The sequence below is a fragment of the Thalassoglobus sp. genome (genome assembly GCF_048270125.1).
Classification (GTDB): Bacteria; Planctomycetota; Planctomycetia; order Planctomycetales; family Planctomycetaceae; genus Thalassoglobus.
This window is the reverse complement of the sequence record NZ_JBLWTN010000003.1, coordinates 85,291-102,525: the sequence shown is the minus strand read 5'-3', so window position 1 is coordinate 102,525 and position 17,235 is coordinate 85,291. Positions and strand designations below refer to the sequence as shown.

General features: G+C 50.0%; 14 protein-coding genes. 5 read left to right on the top strand and 9 right to left on the bottom strand.

Going from position 1 to position 17,235, the window contains the following annotated elements; translation table 11 throughout:
• Nucleotides 1-91: 91 nt before the first annotated feature.
• Nucleotides 92-2,797, bottom strand: coding sequence for a [protein-PII] uridylyltransferase (gene glnD / locus ACN0YR_RS04900; protein ID WP_417848078.1), 2,706 nt, complete (start codon nucleotides 2,795-2,797; stop codon nucleotides 92-94).
• Nucleotides 2,798-2,988: 191 nt separating this feature from the next.
• On the opposite strand from glnD, the gene ACN0YR_RS04895 reads away from it, so the two are divergent.
• The gene (locus ACN0YR_RS04895; protein WP_417848077.1) at nucleotides 2,989-3,366 is read left to right on the top strand and encodes an SET domain-containing protein; all 378 of its coding nucleotides are present in this window, start codon (nucleotides 2,989-2,991) and stop codon (nucleotides 3,364-3,366) included.
• Between the two features lie 221 nt (nucleotides 3,367-3,587).
• Here the strand turns inward: ACN0YR_RS04895 and ACN0YR_RS04890 are convergent, their stop codons facing one another.
• From ACN0YR_RS04890 to ACN0YR_RS04880, 3 genes are all read right to left on the bottom strand, one after another.
• Nucleotides 3,588-4,610 carry a helix-turn-helix domain-containing protein gene (locus ACN0YR_RS04890; protein WP_417848076.1) on the bottom strand — a complete coding sequence of 341 codons (1,023 nt, stop codon included), beginning with the start codon at nucleotides 4,608-4,610 and terminating at the stop codon, nucleotides 3,588-3,590.
• A gap of 201 nt (nucleotides 4,611-4,811) precedes the next feature.
• Nucleotides 4,812-6,962 (bottom strand): prenyltransferase/squalene oxidase repeat-containing protein, encoded by a 2,151-nt coding sequence (locus ACN0YR_RS04885; RefSeq protein ID WP_417848075.1) that lies wholly within the window; start codon nucleotides 6,960-6,962, stop codon nucleotides 4,812-4,814.
• Between the two features lie 363 nt (nucleotides 6,963-7,325).
• Complete coding sequence (locus ACN0YR_RS04880) at nucleotides 7,326-8,699, bottom strand: hypothetical protein (RefSeq protein ID WP_417848074.1); 1,374 nt, start codon at nucleotides 8,697-8,699, stop codon at nucleotides 7,326-7,328.
• Between the two features lie 159 nt (nucleotides 8,700-8,858).
• Here ACN0YR_RS04880 and bioA point away from each other — a divergent pair, with 159 nt between their 5' ends.
• Nucleotides 8,859-10,238 (top strand): adenosylmethionine--8-amino-7-oxononanoate transaminase, encoded by a 1,380-nt coding sequence (bioA, locus tag ACN0YR_RS04875; protein ID WP_417848073.1) that lies wholly within the window; start codon nucleotides 8,859-8,861, stop codon nucleotides 10,236-10,238.
• Here bioA and ACN0YR_RS04870 read toward each other — a convergent pair.
• Both ACN0YR_RS04870 and ACN0YR_RS04865 read right to left on the bottom strand, forming a co-directional pair.
• Nucleotides 10,221-10,610 (bottom strand): Hsp20/alpha crystallin family protein, encoded by a 390-nt coding sequence (locus ACN0YR_RS04870; RefSeq protein ID WP_417848072.1) that lies wholly within the window; start codon nucleotides 10,608-10,610, stop codon nucleotides 10,221-10,223. The genes bioA and ACN0YR_RS04870 overlap by 18 nt on opposite strands.
• Nucleotides 10,603-11,118, bottom strand: coding sequence for an Hsp20/alpha crystallin family protein (locus ACN0YR_RS04865; protein ID WP_417848071.1), 516 nt, complete (start codon nucleotides 11,116-11,118; stop codon nucleotides 10,603-10,605). The genes ACN0YR_RS04870 and ACN0YR_RS04865 overlap by 8 nt, the downstream gene beginning before the upstream one ends.
• 590 nt (nucleotides 11,119-11,708) lie before the next feature.
• On the opposite strand from ACN0YR_RS04865, the gene ACN0YR_RS04860 reads away from it, so the two are divergent.
• Complete coding sequence (locus ACN0YR_RS04860; protein ID WP_417848070.1) at nucleotides 11,709-11,903, top strand: Flp family type IVb pilin; 195 nt, start codon at nucleotides 11,709-11,711, stop codon at nucleotides 11,901-11,903.
• Between the two features lie 128 nt (nucleotides 11,904-12,031).
• On the opposite strand, the gene ACN0YR_RS04855 is transcribed toward ACN0YR_RS04860, so the two are convergent.
• Complete coding sequence (locus ACN0YR_RS04855) at nucleotides 12,032-12,520, bottom strand: FHA domain-containing protein (protein ID WP_417848326.1); 489 nt, start codon at nucleotides 12,518-12,520, stop codon at nucleotides 12,032-12,034.
• A gap of 221 nt (nucleotides 12,521-12,741) precedes the next feature.
• The gene (locus tag ACN0YR_RS04850) at nucleotides 12,742-13,062 is read right to left on the bottom strand and encodes a non-heme iron oxygenase ferredoxin subunit (protein ID WP_417848069.1); all 321 of its coding nucleotides are present in this window, start codon (nucleotides 13,060-13,062) and stop codon (nucleotides 12,742-12,744) included.
• Nucleotides 13,063-13,888: 826 nt separating this feature from the next.
• On the opposite strand from ACN0YR_RS04850, the gene ilvE reads away from it, so the two are divergent.
• Together ilvE and ACN0YR_RS04840 are read left to right on the top strand one after the other, a co-directional pair.
• Entirely contained in the window at nucleotides 13,889-14,761 is an 873-nt protein-coding gene (ilvE, locus tag ACN0YR_RS04845; protein ID WP_417848068.1) for a branched-chain-amino-acid transaminase, read from the top strand.
• A 333-nt stretch (nucleotides 14,762-15,094) separates the two neighbouring features.
• A complete protein-coding gene (locus ACN0YR_RS04840) occupies nucleotides 15,095-15,616 on the top strand; it encodes a DUF2199 domain-containing protein (protein WP_417848067.1) in 522 nt (173 codons plus the stop codon).
• Between the two features lie 21 nt (nucleotides 15,617-15,637).
• On the opposite strand, the gene ACN0YR_RS04835 is transcribed toward ACN0YR_RS04840, so the two are convergent.
• Nucleotides 15,638-17,104, bottom strand: coding sequence for a DUF1501 domain-containing protein (locus ACN0YR_RS04835; RefSeq protein ID WP_417848066.1), 1,467 nt, complete (start codon nucleotides 17,102-17,104; stop codon nucleotides 15,638-15,640).
• Between the last annotated feature and the right edge of the window lie 131 nt (nucleotides 17,105-17,235).

Here is a 17,235-nt window from a genome sequence, read left to right as displayed (position 1 = left end):
CTGGCGTCAACTTTACTGGTTTGACTGTTCAAGACTGCTTCACTCGTTCGAACAGATCTGCGATACTTGCCCCCCAAATTCCCCGGAGTGGTCACCGCGATGCGAAACCCGAACTGGGAGTAAATCGCCGGTGACCTCCCTTATCGAAATCATCGAGAGCCTCTTGCAAACCTAAGCGAATTTGCTCGAGTCGTTCCCCGCCACGAACTCGCGTTCCATCAAGTTCCTGAACATAAAAGACATCGATCACCTGATCGAAGTGTGTAGAGATTTTCGCCATATCAATCGAGACGTTCAGATCATGAAGTGCTTTTGTAAGCGTGTACAAAAGGCCCGGCCGATCTGTCGCAAAGACGTCAAAAATTGTTCGCGTATCGGAAGAGTCGTTGTCGATTTGCACCCGCTGTGGAAGTTCTGAGATTGGTGCTTCCGGGGCAGCAGCTCCAAAACGGCTGTTTTTGACAAACAGCTGTTCAACAGAAATGTCTCCGCTGAGAACAGAGCGAAGCGTATTGGCAACGTCTTGAATTCGAGACAACGGAGGTTCGCCAGTATAATCCGGGTCCACAACACGAAAACTATCAATGACAAATCCATCCGCCGTTGTATTGATGTCCGCAGACAGGATACTCAGCCGCTTAGCCGTCATCACTCCGGTCATTTTGTGAAAGCAACCCGACTGATAGTTTGGGTTGCCGGTAATCACCCGATATTCCATCGAACTGATTTCAGAGTTCCAGCTTGCAATGACCTCAACGTTCTCCTTTCCGAGTCGCTGAATGACTTCAAGGTCATCCGCAATTTGCTTCGGTGGAGTGCATGTCAAATAGTAGGCTGAAAAGCCAGTGAGCTGTCGGCTGATCCAGTTAATTGAACAGAAATCTTCATCTCGTTTTTCAAGAATCTCCGCAACGCTCTGTTTCGTCTCCTGAATTCGCTGTTGCTCGTGGAATCCGTATCGCTTCCCACTTAACTTGACGAGACAGCGATCAAAAAACTCAGTGAGCAAATTCGCTTTCCAATTCGTCCAGGTTCCCGGCCCGACGGCTGTGACATCTGCAACAGTCAGCACGTAGAGCATACGTAGAACATCTGGCGATCCGATTTTTTGAGCGAAGCTGACGACTTGATCCAGATCCGTAATATCGCGACGAAACGCAATGTCTGCCATTTCCAGATGCAGCTTGACTAACAGTTGAATTTGCTCGATTTGATGCTTCGGAAGCAACAAACGGTGTCCAACTTCGACGGCGATCTCGGCTCCGATTTCACTGTGATCGCCCCCCATTCCCTTCCCGATATCGTGAAGGAAAACGGCTAAATGCAGGACCTCTTTATGGCGTATCTCGTGGTAGGCTGCCCCGACTGGTCCTTCGTCATTTTCAAAACTTGTGACCGCTTCAACCGATCGCAGCGTATGCTCATCGACAGTGAAATGATGATACTGATTGAACTGCAGGAGATTGCGGATATGCGTTGTCTGCGGGATGACAAGGTCCAGCAATCGAGTTTCAAACATGCTTCGTAAAATTGGACCGAGTGCCGAAGTACATCGGAAAATTTCCAGGAATGCTTTCGAGGCGTTCGCTGATATTTCTGGAGGAGTTTCGGGAAGATTTCTTTTAATTGCTTCAGCGACTTTAGGAGATGGGAGCACTCCATAGAGTGCTGCCGCTCTGTAGAGCTTGAGCATCGATTCGACATTCTTGCAGACTCTTTTCAGATATCGGTCTGCAACTTCAATCCGATCTGTCCCCACATAGAACATCCCTTCAGCACGATGACCAACGACAACATCCCGAGTTCGTTCGGCAATCGAACGTGGACGCTCCATGGCCACGAATCTCCGGGTGATGTTGGCCAGTTCTGAACTATGGTGGAAATACTCCTGCATGAACTCTTCTACAGGACGTTGACGTTCATTGCCCGGAAACCCGCGATCTCTGGCGATTCGAAGTTGCTCATCTTTGGTCAACCGGTCATGTGCTCCTCGACTACTCAAATGCAGATCGATGCGCAACTTCGTCAGGAATTCCCAAGCCAGTTTAAGTTTTCGAGCATCTTCCTTTGTCAGCGCATCTTTCAGCCTCAAAGAGTCGATATCTTTCACGCCGTAGCGGGCATATCCGATCCAGCGGATGAGATGCAAATCTCGCAGGCCGCCCGATGAAGATTTAATATCAGGCTCGAGTTCTTGTGCCGGAGGACCATACTCTGACCAACCGACTTCGCGTGCTTCGAGACAATCTTCGATGAACTTTCGGCGACGGGAAAATAAGACACGCTGTTTGAATTGCGCGATCAGGCGGTTGTAAAGAGACTCACTCCCCCACAACAAACGTGCTTCAACAAGTGGCGTGGCGATTTGGGGGTCTTGTCTTGCGAGGGTCACGCAAGTCGCCACATCTCGCGTGGCATGCCCGAGCTGAATTTTGGAGTCCCAGCAGTTTTGTACGAAAGCTTGAACAAATTCGGAAAACTCTGGTGTCGCTGACCGGTCACTCAGGAAAAGTAAATCGACATCGGAATAGGGAGCCATCTCACCGCGACCGGTTCCTCCGATGGCCACAATGGCTCCCTGCTCAGGGATTTTCTCACAGCATTCTTTAGAAAATTGAGCGGAGGTTTCGTCTGCGAGTGTACAAAGAAATTCATCGAACCCATCGCTAATGACAGATGCAATCTGAATTCCGGGGACACCGTTATCGTTGAGCGTTTTTGCTTTCTCCCGAATGGCAGCGATTCGAGCTTTACGCGCCGCGATGACGACTTTCAAATCTTTCAACGGTTCAAACATAGAAGTGAATGCAATTGTGTTGCATATGAAGTCAGTGCGGGTCACGAAATTCAGGATCTGACTTGGATATTCTCGCGAGAAGATCGTGGTTCTACCAGAGTGATACTTGAAACAGTTTACGAATTCGAGAAGATACCCCTCCCACCACAGATTCCCAAAATTTCAGACCTTCCCAAAATAACGATATAAGAATGCCTCTGAGTCACCCAGATTTTATTGAAGTCCGCAACAGCCCCAAAAAAGGACGTGGAGTTTTCGCCAAACAGTTCATTTCCAAAGGGGCCGTGATTGAGAAAGTCCCGATCCTCATTGTGACCTGGGACGAAATCGCCGATTCTGAATTGGCTGACTATGCGTTTGTCTATACGACAACAAAATCTGCCATCGCGCTCGGCTACGGTTCCATCTACAACCACAGTTACAATCCGAATGCACGGTACGACGATGTTGGTCGCAAAACGAAAATTTTCTCTGCGATTCGCGATATCGAGCAAGGCGAAGAGATCACCGTCAACTACAACGGAGACCCGGACAACAACGCAGAAGTCGACTTTCCAGTGATCGACTAGAGCAGTTTGCTCTACCGTGTGCCCGTGAAGAACGCATTTCTCTAGAGCTGGTCCTGAAACTTGAAATTGCTCTCTCAAACGTTGAGAAAAGCGACGATTCCAGAGGTTTTCGGACTGGTTCTAGTAAAAATGCTGTTCGCCACGAGGCAGATCCTGCAAACCAATTCGAAAGATGCTCTAATCAGCGAGCCGAACAACCTGAAACATCGAATGAAGTTGTTTCAGGACATCTTGTTCAGAAGGCGTTTTTCGATCGATTCAATATGATGGGAAAGCACCGGGTCGCCTTTTCGTTGAGTTGCAATTTTTTTGCAAGCATGAATCACAGTGCTGTGATTGCCCCGTCCGAAGTACTCGCCGACCGTTTGATACTTCAAATCTGTCAGCTCTCGCGTCAGGTACATTGCCACTTGTCGGGCCTGGGAAATCGTCTTCGATCTGCGTGGGCTTTTCAGATCGACAACCCGAACTCCATACACCCTTGCAGTCGCTGAAGCGATCTCTGGCAACGAGTATTTCCTTGAGATATGCAGTGCCTCTATAAGTTCAGGGGCACTCATTAACTGTCCGGCCTTGGTCTTCTGCAAAGTCTTGATTTGCTGAAGAATCCCAGCCAACTCTCTTGGTGATGCCTGATAAGACTTGGCAATTTCGTGGACGTCCTGATCCGTCAGTCGAAGTGATTCCGTAGTAAGGAAATGATTCAATAACTTCCGACGACTGGCAACTTCTGGGAGTGAAATATCGGCACACAGGCCTCCTCGAATGCGACTCGCCAAGCGTGACGAAAGCCCGCGAATGCCAGAGGGCATGAGGGTTGAGGTCAGCAGGACTGCCCCTCCCTGAGACATCACCTCATCAATCGCAGCGACCAATTGCTGTTGTGATTCATTTCGGCCGGTCAGTGACTGAACATCTTCACAAATGAAGAGCGAAACTTCATGTCGATAACGCCGCTGAAATTGATGAATCGCACTTTCGCTGGAAGCCTGAGCCAACTGAGCAGCAAATTCGGAAGCTGTCACAGAAATGATTTTTGCGTCGCTGCGAGAGGCCTCCCAGCTGCGAATAAGTTCGCGAGCCAGCCTTGATTTTCCAGTCCCCGGAGGGCCGATCAAGGTCACACATTGAACAGTCCGATGACGCGTCACCGGTGCCAGACGTTGAATCGCGGCAACAGCGAATCTGTTCTCTGGCAGAACCAGAAACGAATGCTGATCATGTTGACGAAGTGGAGTCACCACGAGATCGTCCTGATATTGTCAACTGCCACTCGCAGCTTTCTCTCGTGAGGATGAATACGACATTGTTCTCCGAGTTGAAACCTTTTCGAAAACAATTGAAACAGGCCGCCTTCTCTCTGGCTAAAGTACCGCTTGAGAATTTCAAATCCGTTCTTCAAAACGCGAACATGATTTGGAAATTCCTGTTCAAATTTCTTCGAACTATTTCTTCTCTCCCGGTTCCGAATTCATCAGATGGGAGTACCTCGCCAGGGCCATCAATGGGAAATAGTGTCGATAGAGATGATAACGTAAGTAGAAGACGCGTGGGAACCCGGTCCCGGTGTACCACTCTTCCTCCCAAGTTCCGTCAGAGGTTTGTGTTTGCAGCAAATACTGAATGCCGTTGTAAACTTCAGGAGACTTCGTTGCCCCACCCGCCATGAGTCCCATCAAAGCCCAAGCGGTTTGGGACGGCGTTGTCGGGCCTGTCCCGCGTAGGTTGGGTTCGTCGTAAGTTCTTGCTGTTTCGCCCCAGCCTCCATCTGCTTGCTGGAAACGTTTGAGCCACTCAACGCCCCCCTGAATGCGATGATCGCTCGTGGGAATTCCAAACTCTGTCAGTCCGACCAGAACCTGCCAGGTTCCATAAAGATAATTGACTCCCCAGCGACCGTACCAGGAGTGGTCCGATTCCTGTTCGTCCCAAATAAAGTCGATCGCTTTCATGAACATTTCCTCGGAAGTGTTCAGTCCCAGACGTGCATACATTTCCAGCGTACGAGCAGTGATGTCGGCAGTGGGAGGATCGATCATTGCGTTATGATCTGCAAATGGAACCCGCGTTAAGATTTCCCGGTCATTGTCGGCGTCAAACGCTGCCCAGCCTCCGTTGCGGCACTGCATGGCAGCTACCCATTTCACCGCACGGCGAATGGCAGCCAGCATCGGTTCGGCACGGTCCATCTTCGAGAGGAACTGCTGTACTGACTCACCTTTCCCGGTGACCATCATTTGTAATTCAGTCGATGAAAAATCTTCCCCTGGTTGCGACTTGATCATTTTTGATGACCAGCTTTTGTCGAGTTCGTTACCTTGTCCAGGCAGGCAACGAGCGAGAGCCATCGTCACCATGATTGTATCGTCGATATCTGGATAGAATTCATTATTGAATTCAAAATACCAGCCAGCGGGCTCAACGTCGGGATGAGAAATCGACCAGTCACCCGGGTCACGGACTTCTTTGGAGAGTAACCAGTCAACTGCTTTTTGAATCTTCGGATGATCGGCAGGGACTTCTGCTTCACGCAATGCGTTCACTGCGATGGAAGTGTCCCACACCGGAGACCGACACGGTTCCAGTCGAATCGTGTCATTTTCTTCAATCGTCAACTTCTCCAGTTCTTTCAGAGCTGCCTGAATCTCTTTCGAATCTTCTTCATACCCTAAACATCGCAGCCCAATGATGCTCCAGATAATCGGAGGAAAAATCGCGCCGAGGCCATCGCTCTTTTCAAATCGTTCCAGTATCCAATTATGAGCCGTTTGAATCGCGCGTTTGCGAAACGGATTGAGATGGAAACGCTCGACTGTTTTCCAGACTCGATCAATTCCCCGAAAGACAGCTGCCCAGGGAATCCAGGTCTTTGATTTCAGATCATCAAGCTGATCAGAAGGGGGCATCGACACTGGCATCTTTTCTGGAGACTGACAGAAAATTTCATCGATGCGGTGTTCGACTGAGAGTTGAGTTTTTGGTTGAAAGGCCCACAACAAGCTGAGTGGAACGACAATCGTTCGTGACCAGGAGGACATCTCGTAGAGATTGATTGGACTCCAGTTCGGCAGGAGCGTCAATTCGGGTGGAACAGCCGGACATTGCCGATAAGAGATGATCCCCAGCAAAGCCATGTAATAACGAGTGAAACTATTAACTCGTTCAGCTCCACCAGCAGCCAGAATGGCGAGTTTCGCGCGCTGCATCGGCTCTGATTCCGGATCGTATCCGGCAATCTTCAATACCCAATACGCCTTGACGGAACTACTGATCTCCAGAGGCCCGCCGGGATACAACGCCCAGCCCCCAGTGGAGAGTTGCTGCTGAAAGATGTAACGCGCACACTTTTCGACAATCGGAGAATTCGCTCGTCCCAGCCAAATCAGTAGCAGGACATACTCTGATTCCAGAATCGTGTCCCCTTCCAGTTCTCCCAGCCAGTATCCATCGGAAGATTGTTGCTCAAGGAGCCAATCGCGAGACGCATTGATGGCGCTTTGTAAGCCAGCAGGAAGATCGCGAGTCTCTGACTCAAACAGTCGTTCGAGTCGATCCGTTGTGGGAAGACCGGCCCAGTCTTGATCACCTGAATTCATTTCAGGACCTTTTCACTTTCACTATGAGGAGGGGGGGATCCATATCCCGGTGTTGACCAATTTGCCGCGCTAAGAAGCCCTGACAAGACTGCTGAAATCGGCGTGATGCACTCGATTCCTGACCACTTGCTCAGGTTTTGTTAGAGCTGACAAGAGCGTTTCTAATTTTCTGAACACTCGACTTTTCGAATGAGTTAAACGGTGTTGAGCAGTGTCCCACATTGTTGACTAGTACGCTACTCAGCTGAGTGCACTGTCGAGCACATCTTTCGAGCAGAGTCTGGCATGTCCAAATTTCCTTTTTCTGGGAGCGGACTGACAGACTATTTGGATAGTAGGAAAAGATTGAAAAATGAGGCAAGATCAATCGTCATCAGGCTTTTTGAAGATTGCTTTCAATTCGATCTCAAGGGTGGGCTGCTTTTTCAGATTAGTGGAAAACTGGAGAGTTTTGGCCCAATCCCCCCGTTCCAGACCTTCGATTTCGACTTCAACACGAAAGCGAGACGCTGCCCCCTCTGGAATCATCACCGAGACATTCTCAGGCAGTTGAGACTGCTCGAGCCTGAGCTGAAATTTTGCCTCTTCCGAGTGCGTCAGGAAGATTGTTCGTCTTCGTTTTTCTCCCAGAGGGATGCGACCAAACTGAATCTGTTTTGGAAACAGAATCGGAGCACGAGCTCGGCGAACGAGTTGCATTTGAGCAGGCTCAATGGCTGTGCTGTCTTCAAGATTATCAAATTCGACCTCGTACGTTTCCCTTTTCCCGGTTGCGGAGAGATCTCCTGCCACTTGAACAGAAAGCAAAGAAGTCCAAACGCTTTTCCAGATCCCCGTTTCAAGTTCAATTGGTCCGACCAACCGAACCGTTTTCAGCACTGAGACCCCTTCTGGAAGATGTTGAATCGTCGGCTCGGCAGTGGCACCATCTTCGCTGCGATAGATCCGTTCAATGGTCAGTTCCCTGGTCAAATCTTGTGTCACTCCCAGATCGGTCTCACAAACAAGGACAAGCGGGAAGACTTTCAAATCTCGATAAACCTGCAACTCACACCGTACGTTTTGCTCGACCTTCCCATCGGTTTCCGACTGAAACTCAAACCGGGTCTGATAGTCTTGAAGTGATTCCGTCAACGGAGGTCCTGCATCAATATTCAGCGAAACGGTCTCGTTCACTGCAATCTCCAGAGACTCCCCCTTGAGCAACTTACGTCCTTCAAAAGTGACTCCATAGCAAGAGCAACCAGTCCCCACTAATTTCAGCGTCTGAATCTTTCCAGTCGAGTTCTCAACGACGATCGGACACTTGATAACGTCCGCCATCTTCTCGGCAGCTTGGATCTCACTGAGCAATAGAGTCTGTGCCCGAACCCTCTCCGGAAGAATTAAATAAGCTGAAGGATTCGACTTTTTACAACCGTTCAAAATCAACAGGCCGAGAACGACGCCATAGACCGCCGACTTGCAAGAAATCATCGTCTGCCAGCGACGCCGTGATCGCGAGCCAGACTCAACAGAGATTTTCATAACCATCGAAAGAAAAACATTGTTGGCAAAACTATCAATCTTAATGCCTGAGAGATGTCGCGAGAAGTCGACATCAGCCATCGTCTCAACAGGTTGTTGCGACTCGCCAACCCGGTTGTCACTCAGTTCCAACTCGGTTGATTGTGAGAACTGCCGATGTTGACTACTTTGTGCGGGAAACGCGTGACCTCTGTGAATAGATGTGAACACAGCCTTTCATCTCTCGAATGAATAGCCTCATCCAGACTGGTTCGCCCTCACGAAGAACGACATCAACTAACAATATCCCGTCTCAGGGGCCCTGTTTTTAGTCGTTCGCGAATTGAAGCGTCCGGCGAAAACGTACGAAACTCAGAAATCGAACAGACAATGACTACACCAACGACTCCGGAGCAACTCCGACAGTGGGACAACGACTACGTCTGGCATCCATTCACGCCGATGCAAGCTTATCGTGAAGAAGATGCTCCCATCATTGAACGAGGGGAAGGCTTTTCACTCTTCGATGTCAACGGAACTGAATACCTTGATGGAATCTCTTCGCTCTGGTGCAATGTTCATGGTCATCAAGTCCCCGAAATAGACGCCGCCATCAAGGAGCAACTCGGAAAGATCGGTCACTCAACTCTACTTGGGCTGTCCTCCACACCGAGTATCGAACTGGCGAAGAAACTCGTTGAACTGACACCAGAGAATCTCACCAAAGTTTTTTATACCGACAGCGGAGCAACTGCAGTCGAAGCAGCACTGAAGATTGCGTATCAGTACCATCAACAGAAGAAATCGGGGCCGGAAGATCGGCGATTGTTTGGGACCGTGCGAGGTGCGTACCACGGAGACACCATCGGCTCGGTCAGCGTCGGCAGCATGGAACTATTTCATTCCATCTATGGAAAGCTGCTATTCGAAACAGTCACAGTCCCGTCACCGGCGGTATTGCATCGTCCAGACGGAACCTCAGCCACCGACTTAATTCAACACTGTTTCGATGAAGCCGAACGCATCATTACCGAGCATGGAGACCAACTTGCTGCGTTTATCGTTGAACCTCTCGTTCAGGGAGCTGCCGGCATTCTTGTTCACCCGCAGGGCTACCTGAAGCACCTCCGCGAACTCACATCCCGCTATGGCATCCCGCTCATTGCTGACGAAGTTGCCGTGGGATTTGGCCGAACAGGAACTCTGTTTGCATGCGATCAAGAAGAGGTTCAACCGGACATCATGTGTGTCGCCAAAGGTCTCACCGGTGGCTATCTTCCGGTCGCTGCAACCTTGGCGAGCGACGAAATTTTCGAAGCGTTTCTGGCTGAACCGGCAGCCGGAAAAACGTTCTTCCATGGTCACACGTTCACAGGCAATCCGCTCGGTTGTGCAGCCGCGCTCGCCTCTATTGACCTGTTCGAACAGAATTCGACCCTTGAGAATGTTCAACAGAATGCAGCTCTCATTGCAGAGAAACTCAAGCCCCTGGCTGACCATCCGAATGTCGGAGAGGTTCGACAAAAGGGGATCATGGTCGGAATTGAACTGGTCGCCCGTCGCGATCCTGTCGAAGCGTACCCCACCGCACAAAGGACCGGTCACCTGGTGACATTAGCTGCCCGGAAACGGGGCGCAATTCTTCGTCCACTCGGAGATGTTGTGGTCCTGATGCCCGCACCGGCGATGCCGCGCGAACTGGTAGAGAGACTGTGTGACATTGCCATCGATGCCATCGTCGAAGTGACAGAATCAGTCCGTTTGAATTGAGATTTTTCTCGGCTCAGCACGTGGAACTTTTGGTAACGTCACTTCGAGGACACCATTCGTCAGCTTGGCAGAAATACGATCATGGTCGACATCGTCACTCAAAATGAACGAGCGAAGAAAATCACCATGGTTGTATTCCTGGTGCATCAGGACGGCATTCCCGGGGAGATCCTCGACCACACGACCAAACAGGGTTAATCGATTGTCTTGAACCTGCAGTTCCAGATTCTCTGATGAGACACCTGGCAAGTCTGCGCGTAGCACCAAGCCATCTTCCGTTTCGAAGATGTCGATCGGAGGTGTCCGGACCCATCGCTTCTGTAAAGGATCAGCGATTTCTTGCTGATCTTCAGGAGTAGGGAGTTCATTCATCGTTCGTTCCCTCCTTCTCACTCTGTACTTCCATGGACCGGGACTCGGTAGACTGTTCTTCTTCCGACTTGCCCCCAATGACATGAATCTGTTTTCTCTCTACCGATGGTGCTTTCGGGAGATAAAGCTTGAGAAGTCCGTCTGTAAGTTCCGCGCGAATGTTGTCATCATCGATTCGCTCTGGAACGGTAATGGTTCGCTCCCATGTCCCAGAGAGACGCTCGCTACGACGGAAACGATCTTCTGAGATTTCCCCTAACGTATCCCGCGTCCCCTTCATCGTGACCAGTCCATTGGCAACACTCAAATCCAGGTCTTTGGCCTCGGTACCGGGAAGCTCAGCTGTAATCAGGTATTCCTCACCGATCTCGTAGAGATTGATCGAGGGAAACGGTCGACCGAACCGTGGATTCTCGAAAACAATATCAATGCCCCTCACCCAGCGATCCACTTCACGTTCAAGATCGCGGAATGCTTCCAGAGCACTTCCCCATCTGAATATAGGCATTGTACTGGTTCCAACGGTGTGAATGGTTGTCGGGGGGAAATATCGACCAGCGGGTCGTGTTTCAGGAATTGCAAATGCTGCGCCAGCAAATAAATCGAAGTTCACCAAACGAACGTAAGCTATTCCCTAATAAGAAGATAGTACACTCGTCGCCGATTGCAAGGAGAGGGTCGCATTCTTCGAATCCCTGTCTTTCTGGCAGCGTAACGTCCTCGGTTTATCAGATCGGGCATGAATTTTCGTCAAATCCAAAGGATTCGATTTGACTCTCAATTTTCTGGACATACCTTCAAGTAGGCTCTGCCGAGCTTTGTGATTCACGTTGAAAACTGTGAAGTCGCCCTGTTGTTGTTACGTAACGACAGCCCCAGCAGACAAACAGAGAAAGACTGATCAGAAAACTCAACCGAGCCGGGTGCGTCATACACTGTTAGCAATTTGGCACTCTCGTTGGTGTGCGATTGAGCCGATTTCGAAAGTCATTTTGTTATAGCCGAACCCAACGATGTTTCTGAGTTCTGCGTCAAACTGCTGCCGGCGTTAAATGTAGAAACATAATACAAGATCAAACATCAACTTGGATTGATTCCGTGAAAACTCACCCCCTGGCTAAGCTGAAGTCCTTTTTGGAGGATGAAAGCGGCACAACTTCAGTTGAATATGCCGTGATGCTGGCATTGATCATCGGAATTTGCATCGTCTCCGTTCGTGCGCTTGGAAATAGCCAATCGGGAATGTGGGGCAACACGACAGATAAACTCGAAGAAGTTGGGTTTATAGAGTAGAGCATTTTTAATGCTTCAAAACTCAATACTCACCGGGCTATCAAAATTGCTTCCAAGACCTCAAAGGCTGCTCGCCACGAGGCAAAACGTGAAATCCGGTACGGATCTCTTGCTCGACAGCCAATCGGTCAATTTTCGTCTGAATCGATAATCTGCTGCTGAATCGATTCTTCAATGATGAATTCTTTGCTTTCCTCAGGAATGGCCACAGGATGTTCCAGACTGGGCGGAGGGGCATTTAGAAATTTATCCGGTGCAACCTTCTTCGGTGCCATCTGCTCTGACGTTTCCGGGATGACTTTTTCGGTGCGCTGAACTGGCATTCCATGATCAGACGTGTGTGGCTGAAATCGAAAGCCGACATCCCCAACCCAAAGCTCATCCCCAACTTCTAATGGCAGTTCTGGGTCCGCTTTTTGCTCGTTGACCCGCACACCGTTCATGCTCCCCAGATCTCTCACAAGGTAGCTTTCGTTGATTTGAGCCAGGCAGCAGTGCTTCCGAGAGACTTTTCGGCTCTGAGCCAGAACGATGTCGCATTCGTGGCTACGACCAAAAAATACCACAGCTTTGTTGATGATGATTGGTGACCCATCATCAAGCGATACAAGAATCATTGGCACGGCTTCGCCTCAACAACGTGTGAGCGTCTGTCACATCGAATTCGAATCTCATCATCTCATTGGAGACAGAATCGACCTGGCCCGAGATCTGTGATGAATAAGCAAACTCTTCCACATGAATCATAGCGACCAATTCCTGCCTGAGTCACTCAATTCTTGTGAATTTCAATGCATTCAATGAGACATCCCCATCAATCAAATTGGTATGCAACTCGTTAATCGTCATATTCGACGTAAATCTCCCCATTACGAATCTCAACAGGGAAGGTTCTGATCGGCTCAGTTGCAGGCATTCGGGTCGGCGCGCCGGTTTTGACGTCGAATTTCGCACCATGACGCGGGCACGTCAGCTCACAGCCATCGAACTCCCCTTCAGTCATCGGCTGACCATCATGAGTGCAAATATCTTCCACGCAGTAGAAATCGTCACCTGCCCGCAAAACGAGGGCAGAAACTTCATCTCCCAGAATGACCGAAAGTCGCCCCACATCCGGTATTTCGGAAACCAGTCCCACTTTTTCGAAATGATCACTCATCTTTTATCCAACCGGTATTCAGTAAAATTCCGTATTATCGAGTCCAACTCGCACGGTCTCTCATTAGAACCAGTCCGAAAACTTCTGGAATAGCCGCTTTCCTCAATGTTTGAGAGTGCAATTTCAAGTTTCAGGATCAGTTCTAAAAAGTCACAACGAGAGGAGTTCCATGCAGTGATGGAATTGTTGCTTGGCTCAGGCAAGAGAGCAAGGGGCGGACGTGACCAATACAGAATACAGCCGGTGATCTCGAAAACTCTTTCGCCAAGTTGAATCGAAGTCTGCGTCACATCTTCAGCGAACCTTGCAAGAGAAGAAGCGGTTATCATCGAAGGCAACATCCTCCCAAGTTGGTGAAAGTCGTTTCGATTCAGTTGAAGTCCTCCCCTTGGTGGTCCGCTTCATCCACAACGATTGTGTTCCTCCACGCACCAACACACACTGGGACTCAGATTCTCAAACCGAAGGCTAGCCCCGCCTCATATTTATCCCGCTCAGAGCTGACTGTCTCTGGAAATCGTGTCCGAACTCGCCCCTCTGCCTGAGTGTCTCGTTATTTGCTCTCTTTCTGTCTTGCCAGTTTTTGCTATCTTTTATGGAACACGGCGTGTAAAACCGCACCCAAAATAAAAGATGTCCATTGCCCCCGGCCGGTTCCGGCTCAATGGATAGAGAGTTCAGAACGGAAAGAATTGAAACCTGAGAGACAAATTCAGTTCCCCAAATTCAGACTCATCGAGAAACATACGCGTATTTTAAACTGCCAGCCTCGCATCTCGACCGTGGCAACTTTGCTCGCGGAACGAATCCCAAATTGAGACGACACATGTCTGAGAAGACTTCACAGAAAATTTTCCTGAACGATCGACTGGTGGACAGAGACCAGGCAGTTGTAAGCGTTTACGATCATGGATTGCTGTACGGAGACGGAATTTTCGAAGGAATTCGCATCTACTCATCCAGAGTCTTTCGAAATCAGGACCATATCGACCGACTCTACGAAGGTGCTCTCGCGATCCGATTGGAGATCCCAATCTCCCCTGAGGAAATGACAGCTGCCGTCGAAAAGACCGTGGCTGCCAACAACATTGTCGATGGGTATGTCCGCCTCGTCGTGACCCGCGGTGCTGGATCGCTGGGCCTTGATATCCGTCGTACCAGCAACCCTCAAGTGATTATCATCGCCGATACGATCAGCCTGTATCCCGAAGAGCTGTATGAAACAGGCATGAAAATCATCACAGCGAGCACCATTCGCAATCACCCGAGTGCGCTCAGCCCGCGTGTAAAATCGTTGAACTATCTCAACAACATCCTCGCAAAAATTGAGGGAACCGACGCCGGGACTCTTGAAGCTCTGATGATGAACCACAAAGGGGAAGTCGCAGAGTGTACGGGAGACAACATCTTCATCGTGAAAAATGGAGTGCTGAAGACTCCTCCACGAGACGCTGGGATTCTCGAAGGAATCACTCGCAAAGTTGTCATCGAACTCGCCACTGAAGCGGGAATTGATGTCCGCGAAGAAGCGATGGTTCGCCATGATATCTACACCGCCGACGAATGCTTTCTGACAGGCTCCGCCGCGGAAGTCATCCCGGTCGTCGATCTCGATGGAAGAAAAATCGGAACCGGCACACCCGGTGAAATCACGAAGAAACTCCGCAAGAGATTTCAGGAATACGTCCGCGAAGCCTAGAGCATCTTTCGAATTGGTTTGCAGGTTCTGCCTCGTGGCGAACAGCATTTTTCCTAGAGAAATGCGTTCTTCACGGGCACACGGTAGAGCAAACTGCTCTAGAACCAGTCCGAAAACCTCTGGAATCGTCGCTTTCCTCAACGTTTGAGAGAGCAATTTCAAGTTTCAGGACCAGCTCTAAAGTATTTCCAGCATCAGTCTTTACGTTCGACCTCGTGGCGAGCAATCGATGAAGTCATGAAAGTGAACTTCACGGGCGCGGCACGCATTGAATACCACTGTTCGCAACGGCAACGTGATTGCGAACAACATCGACTCAACAGGAGAGGACGATTGTCAGACTCACAAGGCTTTCAATGCAATGTGTGCAACGAATTTCACCCGGAACTTCCACTTGCGATGGGGCCACAAGCTCCGGCTGAATACTTCCGAATTCCAACAGAAGAGATCGAGGAACGGGTTGCCCTCTCCCCCGATCTTTGTGTGATTGACCAAGAGAAGTTTTTTGTTTGCGGCAATTTGGAGATTCCAATCCAAGGTTCCGACGAAGTCTTCTCCTGGAACCTTTGGGTCTCTTTACCGAAACAAGATTTCGCGCGCATTCTCGACTCATGGGAAGATGAAAACCGACAAAACGAACCACCCTTTGCCGGTGCGATTGCCAACACGCTACCGACTTATCCCGAAACTCAGAACCTCAAAGCCTTCATCCATTCTCGCTCTGTCGGTCTGAAACCGCTCATTGTCCTTGAGTCGGCAGATCACCCATTGTCTCGTGAACAGCGGGAAGGAACGACAATGCAACAGGTTCAGCTCATCGCTGAGCAAGTGCTGCATCCTGCAAACGACGAATGACTTGATCAGGTGAGAATTTCGTCAGGTGAGAATTTCATCAATGACGTGACCATGAACATCGGTCAACCGGCGGTCCAATCCGTTATGTTGAAACGTCAGTTGCTCATGATCCATCCCCAGAAGATGCAGAATCGTTGCGTTCAAATCATGGACGGACGAAACATTTTCGACGGCCTTGAATCCGAGTTCGTCGGTCTCTCCGTAGCTGACCCCCGGTTTGATTCCCGCTCCGCCAAGCCAGGCTGTGAATCCTAGCGGATTGTGATCGCGTCCCTGAGCCCCCTTCTGGAACATCGGCATCCTGCCAAATTCGGTGCACCAGACAACAAGTGTGTCCTCGAGCAAACCTCGTTGTTTGAGATCTTTGAACAGCGCCGCAGATGGTTGGTCCATAATCTCACCATGAACATCGTACTGTTCTTTCAGCTTTGAATGACCATCCCAATTCAATCGCCCGGCACTTGCATACGCACCATTAAAGAGCTGAACAAAGCGAACGCCGTTCTCAAGCAGGCGTCTCGCAAGAATGCAATTCTTCGCATAACCTGCTTTGATTTCATTCGGAGAGTCCGCCCCGTAGGCCTTGAGGGTTTCTGGTGTTTCGGAAGTCAGGTCGCTGATCTTCGGTACGGACAATTGCATCCGGGCTGCCAGTTCGTAGCTGGCAATTCGGGCAGCGAGATTACCATCGCCGGGGTGTCGTTCGAGATGGTCTTCATTGAGAAACTTCAACAGATCACGAGCAGCGAGATCTTTAGCTCCGGCAAATGATTTGGGGGCTTTCAAATTCTGAATTGGATTCGAAGCGCTAAATGGAGTTCCCTGAAAGACCGCTGGCAGAAACCCCGGTCCCCAGTTATTGACACTCGCTTGCGGGACTCCTCGTGGATCAGGAATCGCAACAAATGCTGGCAAATCCTGACTTTCCGAGCCGAGCCCGTAGGTCACCCAGGCGCCGATACTTGGAAATCCGTCGAGAACAAATCCCGTCGAGAGAAAATTCTCAGCGGGACCGTGAGTATTTGATTTGCTGGTCAATGTATGAATGAAGGAAATATCGTCGACTAACTCACCCATGTGCGGAACCATATCGGAGACCATTTTTCCGGTCTCACCGTATGGTTTGAAATCGTACTGCGGACGCGCCAGATTGCCTGCTGGTCCCTGAAAAGTGACAGCTGGCCCCCCTTCGAGAGGCGTGCCGTCTCGCTTGGTGAGTTCTGGCTTGTAATCAAATGTTTCGAGTTGGCTGCAACCTCCTGCACAAAAAATGACGACAACATTTTTGGCCTTCGCATTGAAATGCGGCTGACGCGGTGCGTGTGGGCTCGCTGGATCAATTCGCGGTGCCGGACCTGCCAACAAGCGATCCTGTCGCAGCAAACTCGCCAGCGCAATCGATCCCAGCGACGTTCCCGTCTGGCTTAAAAAACCACGGCGCGACAACAACTGCCGTCCGGCAGTGCTCAGCGAATTCAGGGTGTTCATCGCTCTCTCTATTTCGTATGAGCCTGCCTGACACGTCAAGTTTCAGACTTAAAGTGTCAGACTCAGCAATTTCAAAATTCAACTTTCTGCTGATTCGTCTCTCTTCATCCAGCCGAGACAATGCGACGCAA

Excerpts from the sequence above, each read along its gene's own strand:
- ACN0YR_RS04885 (WP_417848075.1), bottom strand. The coding sequence starts at position 6,962 with ATGAATTCAGGTGATCAAGACTGGGCCGGTCTTCCCACAACGGATCGA.
- ilvE (WP_417848068.1), top strand. The coding sequence starts at position 13,889 with ATGTCTGAGAAGACTTCACAGAAAATTTTCCTGAACGATCGACTGGTG.
- ACN0YR_RS04835 (WP_417848066.1), bottom strand. The coding sequence starts at position 17,104 with ATGAACACCCTGAATTCGCTGAGCACTGCCGGACGGCAGTTGTTGTCG.
- bioA (WP_417848073.1), top strand. The coding sequence starts at position 8,859 with ATGACTACACCAACGACTCCGGAGCAACTCCGACAGTGGGACAACGAC.
- ACN0YR_RS04855 (WP_417848326.1), bottom strand. The coding sequence starts at position 12,520 with ATGATTCTTGTATCGCTTGATGATGGGTCACCAATCATCATCAACAAA.
- glnD (WP_417848078.1), bottom strand. The coding sequence starts at position 2,797 with ATGTTTGAACCGTTGAAAGATTTGAAAGTCGTCATCGCGGCGCGTAAA.
- ACN0YR_RS04870 (WP_417848072.1), bottom strand. The coding sequence starts at position 10,610 with ATGAATGAACTCCCTACTCCTGAAGATCAGCAAGAAATCGCTGATCCT.
- ACN0YR_RS04850 (WP_417848069.1), bottom strand. The coding sequence starts at position 13,062 with ATGAGTGATCATTTCGAAAAAGTGGGACTGGTTTCCGAAATACCGGAT.
- ACN0YR_RS04865 (WP_417848071.1), bottom strand. The coding sequence starts at position 11,118 with ATGCCTATATTCAGATGGGGAAGTGCTCTGGAAGCATTCCGCGATCTT.
- ACN0YR_RS04895 (WP_417848077.1), top strand. The coding sequence starts at position 2,989 with ATGCCTCTGAGTCACCCAGATTTTATTGAAGTCCGCAACAGCCCCAAA.